This is a genomic window from Pseudomonas sp. NFACC41-3 (assembly GCF_900109505.1).
Classification (GTDB): Bacteria; Pseudomonadota; Gammaproteobacteria; order Pseudomonadales; family Pseudomonadaceae; genus Aquipseudomonas; species Aquipseudomonas chlororaphis.
The window spans coordinates 98,654-114,015 of record NZ_FOAE01000003.1 but is presented as its reverse complement, the minus strand read 5'-3'; the positions used below and the strand labels follow the sequence as shown (position 1 = coordinate 114,015).

14 protein-coding genes are annotated in these 15,362 nt (G+C 63.6%); 6 read left to right on the top strand and 8 right to left on the bottom strand.

Features of this window, described 5'->3' with window-relative positions:
- Positions 1-198 precede the first annotated feature (198 nt).
- The 3 genes from aqpZ (at position 199) to BMY68_RS14735 (ending at position 4,401) form a co-directional block, all read left to right on the top strand.
- Positions 199-888, top strand: a complete 690-nt coding sequence (aqpZ, locus tag BMY68_RS14745; RefSeq protein WP_007921032.1) for an aquaporin Z — start codon at positions 199-201, stop codon at positions 886-888.
- Between the two features lie 198 nt (positions 889-1,086).
- On the top strand, positions 1,087-2,073 hold the full coding sequence (locus BMY68_RS14740; RefSeq protein ID WP_085532628.1) for a FecR family protein: 987 nt from the start codon (positions 1,087-1,089) through the stop codon (positions 2,071-2,073).
- Between the two features lie 12 nt (positions 2,074-2,085).
- Complete coding sequence (locus BMY68_RS14735; RefSeq protein WP_009041471.1) at positions 2,086-4,401, top strand: CHASE2 domain-containing protein; 2,316 nt, start codon at positions 2,086-2,088, stop codon at positions 4,399-4,401.
- A gap of 170 nt (positions 4,402-4,571) precedes the next feature.
- Here the strand turns inward: BMY68_RS14735 and BMY68_RS14730 are convergent, their stop codons facing one another.
- The 4 genes from BMY68_RS14730 to glyQ all read right to left on the bottom strand — a co-directional run bounded on the left by BMY68_RS14730 (position 4,572) and on the right by glyQ (position 8,971).
- Positions 4,572-5,342: a lysophospholipid acyltransferase family protein gene (locus BMY68_RS14730; RefSeq protein ID WP_009041472.1), complete on the bottom strand. Its 771-nt coding sequence runs from the start codon at positions 5,340-5,342 to the stop codon at positions 4,572-4,574.
- An 83-nt stretch (positions 5,343-5,425) separates the two neighbouring features.
- Positions 5,426-5,959 carry a D-glycero-beta-D-manno-heptose 1,7-bisphosphate 7-phosphatase gene (gene gmhB, locus BMY68_RS14725; protein ID WP_009041473.1) on the bottom strand — a complete coding sequence of 178 codons (534 nt, stop codon included), beginning with the start codon at positions 5,957-5,959 and terminating at the stop codon, positions 5,426-5,428.
- A 7-nt stretch (positions 5,960-5,966) separates the two neighbouring features.
- Positions 5,967-8,021, bottom strand: a complete 2,055-nt coding sequence (glyS, locus tag BMY68_RS14720; RefSeq protein WP_062824137.1) for a glycine--tRNA ligase subunit beta — start codon at positions 8,019-8,021, stop codon at positions 5,967-5,969.
- Positions 8,018-8,971: a glycine--tRNA ligase subunit alpha gene (glyQ, locus tag BMY68_RS14715; RefSeq protein WP_003177094.1), complete on the bottom strand. Its 954-nt coding sequence runs from the start codon at positions 8,969-8,971 to the stop codon at positions 8,018-8,020. The genes glyS and glyQ overlap by 4 nt, the downstream gene beginning before the upstream one ends.
- Before the next feature lie 81 nt (positions 8,972-9,052).
- On the opposite strand from glyQ, the gene tag reads away from it, so the two are divergent.
- From tag to BMY68_RS14700, 3 genes are all read left to right on the top strand, one after another.
- Positions 9,053-9,613: a DNA-3-methyladenine glycosylase I gene (gene tag / locus BMY68_RS14710; protein WP_085532626.1), complete on the top strand. Its 561-nt coding sequence runs from the start codon at positions 9,053-9,055 to the stop codon at positions 9,611-9,613.
- A 191-nt stretch (positions 9,614-9,804) separates the two neighbouring features.
- On the top strand, positions 9,805-10,692 hold the full coding sequence (locus BMY68_RS14705; protein WP_009041476.1) for a lysophospholipid acyltransferase: 888 nt from the start codon (positions 9,805-9,807) through the stop codon (positions 10,690-10,692).
- Positions 10,693-10,762: 70 nt separating this feature from the next.
- Positions 10,763-11,002 carry a pilus protein PilZ gene (locus BMY68_RS14700; protein WP_009041477.1) on the top strand — a complete coding sequence of 80 codons (240 nt, stop codon included), beginning with the start codon at positions 10,763-10,765 and terminating at the stop codon, positions 11,000-11,002.
- Between the two features lie 165 nt (positions 11,003-11,167).
- Here the strand turns inward: BMY68_RS14700 and BMY68_RS14695 are convergent, their stop codons facing one another.
- The 4 genes from BMY68_RS14695 to fmt form a co-directional block, all read right to left on the bottom strand.
- Positions 11,168-11,491, bottom strand: coding sequence for a tetratricopeptide repeat protein (locus BMY68_RS14695; protein WP_009041478.1), 324 nt, complete (start codon positions 11,489-11,491; stop codon positions 11,168-11,170).
- Positions 11,492-11,630: 139 nt separating this feature from the next.
- On the bottom strand, positions 11,631-13,004 hold the full coding sequence (trkA, locus tag BMY68_RS14690) for a Trk system potassium transporter TrkA (protein ID WP_009041479.1): 1,374 nt from the start codon (positions 13,002-13,004) through the stop codon (positions 11,631-11,633).
- Positions 13,005-13,028: 24 nt separating this feature from the next.
- Positions 13,029-14,354 carry a 16S rRNA (cytosine(967)-C(5))-methyltransferase RsmB gene (rsmB, locus tag BMY68_RS14685; RefSeq protein WP_085532624.1) on the bottom strand — a complete coding sequence of 442 codons (1,326 nt, stop codon included), beginning with the start codon at positions 14,352-14,354 and terminating at the stop codon, positions 13,029-13,031.
- Positions 14,351-15,310: a methionyl-tRNA formyltransferase gene (fmt, locus tag BMY68_RS14680; RefSeq protein WP_085532622.1), complete on the bottom strand. Its 960-nt coding sequence runs from the start codon at positions 15,308-15,310 to the stop codon at positions 14,351-14,353. The genes rsmB and fmt overlap by 4 nt, the downstream gene beginning before the upstream one ends.
- Positions 15,311-15,362: the final 52 nt, after the last annotated feature.

Here is a 15,362-nt window from a genome sequence, read left to right as displayed (position 1 = left end):
ACAGGGAGTGTCAACCGCCGGATTGGCGGGCGTCAGACCGAGGCTTGGCCTCGATTTGCAGTACAGGGGAATACAGGGAGTGCCTCCTCAGGACGTAATGCTTCGACACAGGGATGTGTCATCCCTCCTCTCCCGCGCGGCCCCACGACGCCGCCAGCCAACAAACAACTCCTCATTTTTTATCTGTGAAGGCCTCTGATGAAGACATTCGGCGCTGAGTTTTTCGGTACGTTCTGGTTGGTCCTGGGTGGGTGCGGGAGCGCCGTGCTGGCGGCCGGCGTTCCGCAGTTCGGGATCGGTTATCTGGGGGTAGCCCTGGCCTTTGGCCTGAGCGTCCTGACCATGGCTTACGCATTGGGTCCGATTTCCGGGGCTCACCTCAACCCCGCGGTCTCGGTTGGCCTGTGGTTGAGTGGGCGTTTCCCGGGTAGCCGGCTGCTGCCATATATCGTCGCCCAGGTTCTCGGTGGACTCGCCGCGGGTGGCGTGCTGTTCCTGATCGCTTCCGGCAAGGTCGGTTTCGACGCGTCGGCGGGCTTCGCGGCCAATGGCTATGGTGAGCACTCGCCTGGTGGCTACTCGATGTTTGCTGCGCTGTTGACCGAAGTTGTGCTCACGGCGATGTTCCTCCTGATCATCCTGGGTGCCACCGCCAAGCGTGCTCCAGCTGGTTTTGCCCCGATTGCCATTGGCCTGACGCTGACCCTGATCCACCTGATCAGCATTCCGGTCACCAATACCTCGGTCAACCCGGCCCGCAGCACCGCGGTAGCTTTCTTCGCCGGTGAGTGGGCAGTGTCCCAGCTGTGGCTGTTCTGGGTAGCACCTCTGTTGGGCGCAGGGCTGGGAGCCCTGGCCTATCGGTTGATCTCCATCGAGCGAGACTGACCTGTGCGGCCGGATGCGCCGATTCGCATCCGGCCGGCATGGAGCCAAACAGCGCAGCCGCTCTCCAGCGGTTGTGCTGTTTGTCCCGTAAGGGAATGACCCTGGCCGGCCTTGGTTCGAGAGGTATGGTCAGAACGCTAACAATGCAGTTCTAATGGCACGGACTTCAGAAGAGCGCGACTACGGACCTATGAACCCATGACCTCCTTGTACATCCGCCACCGGGCCATGCTCGTGTCGTTTCTTCTCGGTAGCGCACTGGCCTTTTCCACGGTGCAGGCTGCCGTTGCAGCACCCAAGCGCCCTCTCTATATCGATGAAAACCAGCAATGCCGTGGCCAGCCGTTGCCGGCGACGGTCGAGCACCTCACGGGCGAAGCCTGGAAGCTGGATGCCAAGGGTAACCAGGTGCCCCTGGAAGAAGGCATGAGCGTCGATGAACTCGAAGGGGTGAAGACCTCGCCTTCGGCATTCGTCAGCCTGTCCCTGGGCGATGGTTCGCTGGTGGTACTGCCCTCCAGTTCCCAGATCACCCTGCACCTGAACGAAGAACATGCGATCCCCCAGGTCGCGCTCGAGCAGGGGCAGATCGAATCCTATGTCATCAAGCGCCCGAGCGATTACGACCGTTTCCAGATTGTCACGCCGATCGGCGTGCTGGGCGTACGCGGCACGCACTTCCGGGTTCGTAACGACGATCAGCAGTCGCTGGTGGAAGTGCTCAACGGCCAGGTAGCGGTCAACCGCGAAGACGACGAAGCGCCGAAAAAGACCCAGGGCAAGAAACGCCCTGTGGATAAACCGGTCGGGCCGGTTCCCGGTGAAGTCCAGGTCATGGCTCGCCAGGGTTTGCGCATCCAGAAAGAAGGCCCGCTGAAGCCAGTCGATCTGTTACCCGCGCCGCAACTGATGGGCCAGGCGGGCCAGACGGGCGATCTGCCGGTCTGGCAACTGATCATGAAGCCCTTGCCGGGCGCCAAGCGTTACCGGGCCCAGGTGGCGACTGACAAAAGCTTCCTCAATATCAAGCAGGAACAGTTCTCCAGCACGCCGGAAGTCAACTTCAGCGGCCTGGAAGCGTTTTTTTATCATGTCCGCCTTTCTGCTTTCGATGAGCACGGACTCGAAGGAGAGACGGGCGTCTATGACATCTTCTATTACCCCAGGACCACGCGTGTTCAGTAAGTGCGCGGCGGTTTGTCGGTGAGGCGCTGGCGCCGACCCGAGGGCCGGGAGCCGACGCAAGCCCAGCGACTGTTTGGCGGTCTGGTGCGGGAATGGGCATGGGTCAGCCTGATCCTGCTGCCCTTGACCGCCCTGCTGTCGTTGAGCCACGGGCTGGCGCTGAATAACCTGCTGTATGACAACCTGCGGCGGCTCAGCCCGCTGCCGGTCGATTCGCGGCTGCTGATGATCACCATCGACGACTACAGCCTGCAGCAGCTGGGCCAGTGGCCCTGGCCGCGTACCCTGCACGCCGACCTGCTGGATCGGCTGACGGCGGCCAAGGTCCAGGGTGTGTTGTTCGACGTGATCTTCAGCGAACCCGACAGCATTCCCGAAAACGATCAACGACTGGCCCAGGCGGTCTGCCGCGAGGGCAAGGTATTCCTGCCCCTGCTGCGCGAGAGCGTGGCCCGCTACGGCCAGCCGCTGGGCGAGATCGAACCGGTGCCGGCGTTGAGTCAGTGCGCCAAGGCGGTCGGCCATATCAATGCCGAGGCCGACGCCGACGGCACGGTTCGCAGCGTCTATCTGCGCGAAGGCCCACCGCAGGCACCGAAGGCGCAACTGGCCTGGCTGCTTTATCAACAGGCATACCCGGGCACGGCCCTGTCGATGCCCGGTTCGGACACCGCGCAGATCGCCCAGGGCTGGCTGCGCAGCAACCCAGTACGCATCCCCTTCATCAGTCCCCATGGCGGTTTCCCCAGTGTTCCCTATGTCAGCGTATTGCGCGGCGAAGTCCCGCCGGAGCTGTTGCGCGACAAGCTGATCCTGATCGGCACTACCGCGCCCGGCCTGGGTGACCGCTATGTCACCCCGCAGTCGGCCAGTGTCGGCACCACCCCAGGTATCGAGATCCAGGCCAACCTGCTCAATGGCTTGTTGCAGCAGCGCACCATCGTCGCCCTCGGGCAATGGCCGGTCGCGGCGCTGTCGGTGCTGCTGGTTGCGGCCTTGCTGGGATTGCTGCTGGTGCGGCCGCGGCATGCGTTGTGGCTGACCCTGGCCTGCATGGCGGCTGCCCTGCTCGGCTCGGCCGGGCTGCTGCGCCTGGGATTGTGGTGGCCGCCGGTGGCCAGCCTGTTGGGGATGCTGCTGGCCTACCTGATCTGGAACTGGCGCCGACTGAGCGTGATCCTGGCCTACTTCGGCTGGGAGCTGGCACGCCTGGACAGCGAGCCTAAGGTACTGCCCGAGCGCCGACGCACCCAGGCTCCCGCAGGGGATGTACTGCAGGGGCAGATCGTGGCCCTGGAGCAGGCCTTGAGCCGCACCCGCGACACCCGCCGGTTCATTGCCGACGGCCTGGAATACCTGCCGGTGGCCACCCTGATCAGCGATCCGGACGGCCGAGTGTTGTTGGCCAACCGCAATGCTCGCGAAGTGTTTGGCAACGCGCTGATCGGCGAGGACTTGGTCCACCAGTTGGCCGGCCTGGGTTATCCCGGTTTGCAGGACGGGCAACGCCCTGCCCTGTCGCAGCTGCAGCCTTTGGAGTTTCGCGATATTGAGCAGCGCAGCCTGCGCGTGGACCTGGCGCCCTTGCTGCCGATCGACAGCGATACGCCGATCGGCTGGCTGCTGAGCCTCACTGACCTGAGCCTGGAACGGGACGCCGAACAGCAGCGAGCCACCCTGTTGCGCTTCCTGTCCCATGACCTGCGCGCGCCTCATTCGGCGATCCTGGCCTTGCTCGATGTACAGCGGCACCAGGGCTCGGGCGACACGCGGATCTACAGTCAGATCGAACTCCAGGTGCGTCGCGCCCTGGGGCTCACCGAAGCCTTTGTGCAACTGGCGAAGGCCGAGTCCGAGGCCTATCAGTTCCAGCCGAGCATGTTCGCCATGCTGGTGCTGGATGCGTTCGACCAGGCCATGACCATCGCCCAGCTGAAAAACATCCAGCTGGTGCATGACCTCGACGACGATGCCGAAGGCATGGTGCTGGCCGATCAGTCCCTGCTGACCAGGGCCTTGTTCAACCTGCTGGAAAACGCCATCAAGTACAGCCCGTCGGGCTCGACTGTCCGGGTGCAAATCGCGTGTACGGAGGGTTGGCTGACCTGCGATATCACCGACCAGGGCAAAGGCATTGCGGCCGATGAACTGCCGCAGTTGTTCGTGCAGTACCAGCGCTTCGCCTCGGCCCAGGGCAGCGAAGGCCTGGGGCTGGGGTTGTCGATGGTCAAGGCGGTGGTCGACCGGCATGAAGGGCGGATTGTCTGCCGTAGCGTGGTCGGCGAGGGGACGACCTTCAGCCTGCAATTACCTCTGCTCACGGACTGAATATCGATAGGCGAAAAAAAACCGGCTCCAGGCCGGTTTTTTCGTATCCAGAAAACTTATGCACGTTTTCCGGTGTTTTATGGGTTTAGGAAATATGTATATAAATCATCTATTTACGGATTTTATATAGCGATTTCCAATAAAACGGTACACAGGTTATCCACAGAAACTCAGATGGCCATTTTGTCCGGAGCCGCGGCTACCGGAGGCAGCGAACCCATGTCCCGCTGCGCCTGCTCATTCCAGGCCGCGACCCGGTCGTTGAGCTCGGCGATGGCCCGTGGTCCGGAGCCTTCGGCGTACATCGGTGCACCGATCACCACGGTGATGGTGCCGGGGTGCCTGACCCAGCCGGTCTTCGGCCAGTATTTGCCGGCGTTGTGCGCTACCGGCAGCACCGGCAAGTCGGCATTGACCGCCAGGGCGCTGCCGCTGCGGGAGAACTTGCCCATCTGGCCGTAAGGCACCCGGGTGCCTTCCGGGAAGATCAGTACCCAGACATTGTCCTTGAGCAGCTCGTCGCCCTTGCTGGCGACCTGCTTGAGCGCGGCCTTGGGATTGTCGCGGTCGATGGCGATCGGACGCAGCATGGCCATGGCCCAGCCGAAGAACGGCACATACAGCAGCTCCCGCTTGAGCACCTGGCTCAGCGGTTCGAAATAGGCCGAGAGAAAGAACGTCTCCCAGGTGCTCTGGTGGTTCGAGACGATCACGCAAGGGCGCTCGGGGATGTTTTCCGCACCCTTCACTTCCACGTTGATCTTGAGAAACACCTTGGTCAGCCACAATGCGCAGCGGCACCAATAGACGTTGATAAAGCGATAGCGCGCCTTGAACGGCAGGAAGGGCGCGATAAAAAAGCTCAGGGAGCACCACAGCAACGAACTGGTGCCCAGCAGCAGGTAAAAGAAGAAGGTTCTGATTGCCTGCAGGATCGACATAGCGGCGTTTACCGTTGCGGGCATTGCCCGCCTCTAAAAAAGCGCACTCCCGAACAATCCTTGGTCAGGATCTCAGAAGGACTCTAATTGTGGATAAGTTCAGCGGCAACTGCCGCCAGGTCGTCAAAAATCAAGGTGCCTACCGGTAGGGTTTTCCCCAGGGTCTTTTCGCCCTTCCCGGTCTTTACCAAAACTGGCTGAGAGTCGACGGCTTTTGCGGCTTCCAGGTCACCGAGACTGTCGCCCACAAACCATAGACCAGCCAGATCCACTGCGTAGTGCCGGGCAATGGTCTGCAACATGCCGGGCTTGGGTTTGCGGCAGGCGCAACCTTCGTCCGGGCCATGGGGGCAGTACACGATGAGGCCGAGTTCGCCGCCCTGCTCGGCCACCAGAGCGCGCAGGCGCTCGTGCATGGCGTCGAGGGTGGCGACATCGTAGTAACCGCGAGCGATGCCCGACTGGTTGGTAGCGACCGCTACCGTCCAGCCGGCCTTGCTCAACTGCGCGATGGCTTCGACCGAGCCGGGGAGCGGAATCCACTCCTCCACCGATTTGATGTAAGCGTCGGAGTCGTAATTGATCACTCCGTCCCGATCGAGAATCAGCAGTTTCACGTACGCCTTACCCCAGCAACGAGATGTCGGCGACACCGAGGAACAGACCTCGCAGACGTGCCAGCAGCGCGTAGCGGTTGGCCCGCACGTTGGCGTCTTCGGCGTTGACCATCACCTTCTCGAAGAAGGCGTCGACCGGCTCGCGCAGGGCGGCCAGGCGGGCCAGGGTCTCGCTGTACTGGCGCGCCGCGGCCATTGGCTGCACGGCCTGGTCCGCTTGCTGGATCGCCGAGTACAGGGAGAACTCGTTGGCGTTGTCGAAGTACTTGGCTTCCACGGTGGTCGGCACGCTGCCTTCGACCTTGCTCAGCAGGTTCGAGACGCGCTTGTTCACCGCGGCCAATGCGGCGGCTTCCGGCAGTTTGCGGAAGGCCTGCACGGCCTGCACGCGCTGGTCGAAGTCCAGGGCCGAACCCGGCTTCAGGGCACGGACCGACAGGTAGGTGGCGACATCCACGCCTTCGTCTTCGTAACGCGCACGCAGACGGTCGAAGATGAACTCCAGGACCTGATCGGCCAGGCCGGCGCTCTTGACCTTGCTGCCGAACGCGCTGACGGCGAACGCCACGGCTTCGGTCAGGTCCAGGTCGAGCTTCTTGTCGATCAGGATGCGCAGCACGCCCAGAGCGGCACGACGCAGCGCGTACGGGTCCTTGCTGCCGGTTGGCAGCATGCCGATGCCGAAGATGCCGACCAGGGTGTCGAGCTTGTCGGCGATGGCCACGGCGGCACCGGTGACGGTGCTTGGCAGTTCGGCGCCGGCGCCACGCGGCATGTATTGCTCGTTCAGCGCCAGGGCGACGTCTTCCGGCTCGCCGTCATTGAGGGCGTAGTAGTAACCGGCGATGCCTTGCATTTCCGGGAACTCGCCGACCATTTCGGTGGCCAGGTCGCACTTCGACAGCAGGCCCGCGCGCGCGGCACGCTGGGCGTCGCCGCCGATGCGCGGGGCGATGAACGCGGCCAGTTTCGAGACGCGCTCGGCCTTGTCGTAGACGCTGCCCAGCTTCTCCTGGAACACCACGTTCTGCAGGCGCTGGTTGAAGTCTTCGAGCTTCTGTTTCTTGTCCTGCTTGAAGAAGAACTCGGCGTCGGTCAGGCGTGGGCGAACGACTTTCTCGTTGCCCTCGATGATCTGGCGCGGGTCCTTGCTTTCGATGTTGGCCACGGTGATGAAACGCGGCAGCAGCTTGCCGTCGACGTCCAGCAGGCAGAAGTATTTCTGGTTGTCCTGCATGGTGGTGATCAGGGCTTCCTGCGGCACTTCGAGGAAACGCTCCTCGAACGAGCACACCAGCGGCACCGGCCATTCCACCAGGGCGGTCACTTCGTCCAGCAGATCAGCTGGAACGATGGCGGTGCCTTCCTGCAGGCGCGCCAGTTCTTCGGTGCGCTTGCTGATCAGCTCGCGACGCTCGTTGGCGTCGGCCAGCACGTAGGCGGCGCGCAGGTCGTCCAGATAGTTGGCCGGCGAGGTGATGCGCACGCTTTGCGGGTGATGGAAGCGGTGACCACGGGAGTCGCGACCGGCTTTCTGAGCGAGGATGGTGCAGTCGATGACCTGGTCACCCAGCAGCATTACCAGCCATTGGGTCGGACGCACGAACTCTTCCTTGCGCGCAGCCCAACGCATGCGTTTCGGAATCGGCAGGTCGTTCAGCGAGTCTTCGACGATGGTCGGCAGCAGGCTGGCGGTCGGCTTGCCCTTGATGCTTTGGCTGTAGCGCAGCTTCGGCCCGCTCTGGTCGATTTCGCTCAGCTCCACGCCACATTTCTTGGCGAAGCCCAGGGCGGCCTGGGTCGGGTTGCCTTCGGCGTCGAAGGCGGCCTGGCGCGGTGGGCCGTCGAGGTTGATGCTGCGATCCGGCTGCTGGGTGGCCAGGCCGCTGATCAGCACCGCCAGGCGGCGCGGCGCGGCGTAGACGTGCTTGGTCTCGAAGTTCAGGCCGGCGGCCTGCAGGCCTTTTTCGATACCGCCCAGGAAGGCTTCGGCCAGGGTGTTCAGGGCTTTGGGTGGCAGTTCTTCAGTGCCCAGTTCAACCAGAAAATCTTGCGCACTCATTGTGCCGCCTCCAACTTAGCCAACACTTCATCACGCAGGTCCGGGGTTGCCATCGGGAAGCCCAGCTTGGCGCGGGCCAGCAGGTAGGCTTGCGCAACGGAACGCGCCAGGGTGCGCACACGCAGGATGTACTGCTGGCGTGCGGTCACGGAGATCGCGCGACGGGCATCCAGCAGGTTGAAGGTGTGCGAGGCCTTGAGGACCATTTCATAGCTCGGCAACGGCAGCGGCTGATCCAGCTCGATCAGGCGCTTGGCTTCGCTTTCATAGAAATCGAACAGTTCGAACAGCTTCTCGACGTTGGCGTGTTCGAAGTTGTAGGTCGACTGCTCCACTTCGTTCTGGTGGAACACGTCGCCGTAGGTCACCTTGCCGAACGGACCGTCGGCCCAGACCAGGTCGTAGACCGAATCCACGCCCTGCAGGTACATGGCCAGGCGTTCCAGGCCGTAGGTGATCTCGCCGGTCACCGGGTAGCACTCGATGCCACCGGCTTGCTGGAAGTAGGTGAACTGGGTCACTTCCATGCCGTTGAGCCAGACTTCCCAGCCCAGGCCCCAGGCGCCGAGGGTCGGCGATTCCCAGTTGTCTTCGACGAAACGGATGTCGTGCACCAGCGGGTCGAGGCCGACGTGCTTGAGCGAGCCCAGGTACAGCTCCTGGAAGTTTTCCGGGTTCGGCTTCAAGACCACCTGGAACTGGTAGTAGTGCTGCAGACGGTTCGGGTTTTCGCCGTAGCGGCCGTCAGTCGGGCGACGACTGGGCTGCACATAAGCGGCGTTCCAGGTTTCCGGGCCGATGGCGCGCAGGAACGTGGCGGTATGGAAAGTGCCGGCGCCTACTTCCATATCGTAGGGCTGAAGTACCACACAACCTTGCTCGGCCCAGTATTGCTGGAGGGCGAGGATCAAGTCTTGGAAGGTACGCACGGCTGGCGTAGGCTGGCTCACGAAATTCACCTGTTACTTGGGCTGCGATTTAAAGAGCGGGAGTATACCCGATTCAGTTGTGCGCACGCCCACTGGAGCCTTATGCCACGCTGCTTTTGGTGCAACGAAGATCCCCTGTACATGGCGTACCACGATCAGGAGTGGGGCGTGCCGCTACGCGACGCGCAGCGTTTGTTCGAGTTGTTATTGCTCGAAGGGTTCCAGGCCGGCCTGTCCTGGATCACCGTCCTGAAGAAGCGCGAGCGTTATCGCCAGGTGCTGTTCGGCTTCGATGTGCAGCGCGTGGCGCAGATGAGCGATGCACAAATCGATGAGTTGATGCTCGATCCCGGGATCATCCGCAACCGTCTCAAACTCTCTGCCGCCCGGCGCAACGCCCAGGCCTGGATGGAGCTGGAAGACCCGGTGGAATTCCTCTGGTCGTTCGTCGGCGGGGTGCCCAGGGTCAATCATTTCAAGGATCGCAGCGAGGTCCCGGCGGTGACTCCAGAGGCCGAGGCGATGAGCCGCGGCTTGAAAAAGGCCGGCTTCACCTTTGTCGGGCCGACCATTTGTTATGCGCTGATGCAGGCTTCGGGCATGGTCATGGATCACACCCGCGACTGCGATCGCTACGCCATCCTCGCTCCACAGGCTGTGTGAAAACTGCTGCGTTCGGCAATACGGCGTTAAAAACAGGCTCGGAATGCTCATTTAGGGCCCCTAAACTCCGCTTCCTCGCCTGTTTTTGCCTTGTCTTGCCTTCACTCGCGACGTTTTCACACAGCCTGTGATGGCCGGTTAGAATAACCGGCTTGCGACAAGGTTCATGACCCGGATATCAGGAGTCACCTGTGGATAAGTTTAAAGGCGCCCTGCTGGTAGGCGCTCTGCGATTGTTTGCCCTGCTGCCCTGGCGCGCGGTGCAGGCGGTCGGTTCGGCCATCGGCTGGATCATGTGGAAGACCCCCAACCGTTCCCGCGATGTGGTGCGGATCAACCTGGCCAAGTGCTTTCCGCAGATGGACGCCGCCGAGCGCGAGCGTTTAGTGGGACAGAGCCTGAAAGACATCGGCAAGTCCCTGACTGAAAGCGCCTGCGCCTGGATCTGGCCGGCCGAGCGCTCGATCGCCCTGGTGCGTGAAGTCGAGGGCCTCGAGGTGCTGCAAGAAGCGCTGGCGTCGGGCAAGGGCGTGGTCGGCATCACCAGCCACCTGGGCAACTGGGAAGTGCTCAACCACTTCTATTGCAGCCAGTGCAAACCGATCATTTTCTACCGCCCGCCGAAGCTCAAGGCGGTGGACGAACTGCTGCGCAAGCAGCGGGTCCAGCTGGGCAACCGGGTGGCGGCCTCGACCAAGGAAGGCATCCTCAGCGTCATCAAGGAAGTGCGCAAAGGGGGGGCGGTGGGCATTCCCGCCGACCCGGAACCGGCCGAATCCGCCGGGATCTTCGTGCCCTTCTTCGCCACCCAGGCGCTGACCAGCAAGTTCGTGCCGAACATGCTCGCCGGCGGCAAGGCGGTCGGGGTGTTCCTGCATGCGCTGCGCCTGCCCGACGGTTCGGGCTACAAGGTGATCCTCGAAGCCGCGCCGGACGCGATGTACAGCACCGACACCGAAACCTCCTGCGCGGCGATGAGCCAGGTGGTCGAGCGCTATGTGCGGGCTTATCCGAGCCAGTACATGTGGAGCATGAAGCGTTTCAAGAAACGTCCGCCTGGCGAAGAACGCTGGTACTGACCGCCTGGCACGATCTGTGGATAACCTTTCGCCCAAGGTTATCCACAAAGGCTGAAGCAGAGCACAGCATATGCCCGATTCGCGCAAATCCCTGAGGATCAAGATCCAACACGAAAGTTTCGGCGAGTGCCTGGGCCAGACGCGCAACCTGTCCGCCAGCGGGGTGTACGTCAAGCACCCGGCATTGGCGGCGCTGCCCAAGGGCGCGGTGGTCTACGGCCAGGTGCAAGGCCTGCCGATGAACGCGCCGCGGGTGAAGATGGAGGTGGTGCTGGTGGACGCCGAGGGTATCGGCCTGCGTTACCTGTGAAGCATTCGGACATCGCCTCTGTAGCCGCTGCCGAGCTTGCGAGGCTGCGATCGGCCGCGAAGCGGTCGCAAGACCAGGCGCTGCGATTCGTCTGACAATCCCGGTGTTCAGGTTTAGCGAGGACTACGTCCTCGTACGCAGCCTCGCAAGCTCGGCAGCGGCTACCTACAGTCCGCCTTTGCCCTGGCGCTCGAGCTTCTTGAGGAACACCGTCATTTCCTTTTCTGCCTGCTTGTCGCCATGCCCGCGGGCTGCTTCCAGGCCCTGCTCCCAGGCCTGGCGCGCCGCCGGATAGTCCTCCAGGCCTTGATAGGCCTTGCCCAGCAGCTTCCACGCCGCCGAATACTTGGGGTCGAAACCGACGCAGCGTTGCAGGTGTTCGGCGGCCTTGGCGTATTCGTGCAGATCCAGATAACCCTTGCCCAGGCCGAAGCGCAGCAGCGAGTTATCCATGCCCTTGGCGAGCATTTTTTCCAGGGATTCGAGCATGGGGAGGGTTCCTTCGACGGTTATGTGGCGTATTCGAGACAGCTATCGCGAGCAAGCTCGCTCCTACAGGGATGTACGTCTCTCATTGTAGGAGCGAGCTTGCTCGCGATTGGCCGGTCCTGACAGCGCAGGTCCCGGATCAGAAAAAGCTCAAGCCCACGTGGAACAGCTTCTCCACATCGCGGATATGTTTTTTATCCACAAGGAACAGAATCACGTGGTCGCCGGCCTCGATCACCGTGTCGTCGTGGGCGATCAGCACTTCCTCGTCGCGGATGATCGCGCCGATGGTGGTGCCTGGCGGCAGCGCAATGTCCTCGATGGCGCGGCCGATCACCTTGCTCGATTTGGCATCGCCATGGGCGATCGCCTCGATGGCTTCCGCCGCGCCACGGCGCAGCGAGTGCACGCTGACGATATCGCCACGGCGCACGTGGGCCAGCAGGGTTCCAATGGTGGCCAGCTGCGGGCTGATGGCGATATCGATATCGCCGCCCTGGATCAGGTCGACATAGGCCGGGTTGTTGATGATGGTCATCACCTTCTTCGCCCCCAGGCGCTTGGCCAGGAGCGAGGACATGATGTTGGCCTCGTCGTCGTTGGTCAGGGCCAGGAAGATATCGGCGTCGGCGATGTTCTCTTCCATCAGCAGGTCGCGGTCCGAGGCGCTGCCTTGCAGGACCACGGTGCTGTCGAGGTTGTCCGAGAGGTAGCGGCAACGCGCCGGGTTCATCTCGATGATCTTCACCTGGTAACGGCTTTCGATGGCTTCGGCCAGGCGTTCGCCGATCTGCCCGCCGCCGGCGATGACGATGCGTTTGTAGGATTCGTCGAGGCGGCGCATCTCGCTCATCACCGCGCGGATGTTGGCCTTGGCGGCGATGAAGAACACTTCGTCGTCGGCCTCGATCACCGTATCGCCCTGGGGCAGGATCGGCCGGTCACGGCGGAAGATCGCCGCCACGCGGGTGTCGACGTTGGGCATGTGCTCGCGCAGCTGGCGCAGTTGCTGCCCCACCAGCGGCCCGCCGTAATAGGCCCGGACCGCCACCAATTGGGCCTTGCCTTCGGCGAAGTCGATCACCTGCAGGGCGCCGGGGTGTTCGATCAGGCGCTTGATGTAATTGGTCACCACCTGTTCCGGGCTGATCAGCACGTCGACCGGAATCGCCTCGTTGTCGAACAGGCCGGCGCGGGTCAGGTAGGCCGCTTCGCGGACCCGGGCGATCTTGGTCGGGGTGTGGAACAGGGTATGGGCGACCTGGCAGGCGACCATGTTGGTTTCGTCGCTGTTGGTCACCGCGACCAGCATGTCGGCATCGTCGGCGCCGGCCTGGCGCAGCACCGTGGGGAACGAACCGCGGCCCTGTACAGTGCGGATGTCCAGGCGGTCGCCGAGATCGCGCAGGCGATCGCCGTCGGTGTCGACCACCGTGATGTCGTTGGCTTCGCTGGCCAGATGTTCCGCCAGGGAACCGCCCACCTGCCCTGCTCCGAGGATGATGATCTTCATCCAGTCACTCCCTTCGAACCTTTCTTAACCGCGCGCGGCGGCAATCTTGATCAGCTTGGCGTAGTAGAACCCGTCGTGGCCGCCCTCTTGCGCCAGCAGCTGGCGACCGTGGGGTTGCTTCAGGCCGGCCGGAGGCTGACCCAGTTGCCCGGCGATGTCCAGTTCGCGAGCACCCGGGGTACGGGCCAGGAACGCCTCGATGACCTCGGTGTTTTCGGTCGGCAAGGTCGAGCAGGTGGCGTACAGCAGGATGCCGCCGACTTCCAGGGTCGACCACATGGCATCCAGTAGTTCGCCTTGCAGGCTGGCTAGGGCGGCGATGTCGTCGGCCTGACGGGTGAGCTTGATATCCGGGTGGCGGCGGATCACCCCGGTGGCCGAGCACGGCGCATCCAGCAGGATGCGCTGGAACGGCTTGCCGTCCCACCATTTGGCGGTGTCGCGGCCGTCGGCGGCGATCAGCTCGGCGTTCACCCCCAGGCGGTCGAGGTTCTCCTGGACGCGCACCAGGCGCTTGGCTTCCAGGTCCACCGCGACCACGCCGGCCAGCGCGGGCTCGACTTCGAGGATGTGGCAGGTCTTGCCGCCGGGCGCGCAGCAGGCGTCCAGTACCCGCTGTCCCGGCGCCAGTTCCAGCAGCTCGGCGGCCAGTTGTGCGGCCTCGTCCTGCACGCTGATCCAGCCTTCGGCGAAGCCCGGCAGGCTGCGCACGTCGGCGGCTTCATCGAGGACGATGCCGTCCTGGCTGTAGACGCAAGGCTTGGCGGCAACGCCGGCCTCGCTCAGCAGCTGGAGGTAGGCCGCGCGGGAATGATGGCGACGGTTGACCCGCAGGATCATCGGCGGATGGGCGTTGTTGGCGGCGCAGATGGCTTCCCACTGCTCGGGCCAGAACGCCTTGAGAGATTTTTGCAGCCAGCGCGGATGGGCGGTACGCACCACCGGGTCGCGTTCCAGCTCGGCGAACAGCGCTTCGCTCTCGCGTTGGGCGCGGCGCAGCACCGCGTTGATCAGCGCTTTGGCCCAGGGCTTTTTCAGCTTGTCGGCGCAGCCCACGGTTTCGCCGATGGCGGCGTGCGCCGGGACGCGGGTATAGAGCAACTGATAGAGGCCCACCAGCAGCAGCGCCTCGACGTCGGCATCGGCCGCCTTGAACGGCTTCTGCAACAGCTTGGCGGCCAGCGCCGCCAGCCGTGGCTGCCAGCGCGCGGTGCCGAAAGCCAGGTCCTGGGTGAAGCCGCGATCGCGCGCTTCGACCTTGTCCAGCAGGGTTGGCAGCGAGCTGTTGAGCGAGGCTTTGCCGTTGAGGACCGAAGTCAGGGCCTTGGCGGCGGCCAGACGCGGGTTCATTGGGCGTCCGCCGTTTGTCCGAGCACGGTGCCGGTGGCGAATTTCTCGCGACGGCTGTTGAACAGGTCGCTGAAGTTCAGCGCCTTGCCGCCGGGCAATTGCAGGCGGGTCAGGCACAGCGCCTGCTCACCGCAGGCGACGAGCAGGCCGTCCTTGCTGGCGCCGAGGATGGTGCCCGGTGCGCCCTTGCCTTCGGCGAGGCTGGCGGCCAGCACCTTCAGCGCTTCGCCGTTCAGCGTGCTGTGGCAGATCGGCCAGGGGTTGAAGGCTCGCACCAGGCGCTCCAGCTCCAGCGCCGGGCGGCTCCAGTCGATCCGCGCTTCGTCCTTGTTCAATTTATGGGCGTAGGTGGCCAGGCTGTCGTCCTGCACTTCGCCTTGCAGGGTTGCGGCGGCGAGGCCGGCGATGGCTTGCACCACGGCGGGCGGGCCCATTTCGGCGAGACGGTCATGCAGGCTGCCGCCGGTGTCGGTGGCGCTGATCGGGGTGCTGACCTTGAGCAGCATCGGCCCGGTGTCCAGGCCGGCTTCCATGCGCATCACGGTCACGCCGCTCTCGGCGTCGCCGGCTTCCACGGCGCGCTGGATCGGCGCCGCCCCGCGCCAGCGTGGCAGCAGCGAGGCGTGGCTGTTGATGCAGCCCAGGCGCGGAATATCCAGCACCGTCTGCGGCAGGATCAGGCCGTAGGCGACCACCACCATCAGGTCCGGCGCGAGGGCCGCCAGTTCGGCCTGGGCCTGCGGGTCGCGCAGGGTCGGCGGTTGCAGCACGGGGATGTCGTGCTCCAGCGCCAGCTGCTTGACCGGGCTCGGCATCAGCTTTTGCCCGCGCCCGGCCGGGCGGTCCGGCTGGGTGTAGACCGCGACGATCTCGTAAGGGCTGTCGAGCAGGGCCTTGAGGTGTTCGGCGGCAAATTCCGGGGTGCCGGCAAAGACGATGCGCAGTGGCTCAGTCATGGGAGTTCTCGGTAATAAACACGCGGAAAAGAAAAAGGCTTGCCGCTGCAAG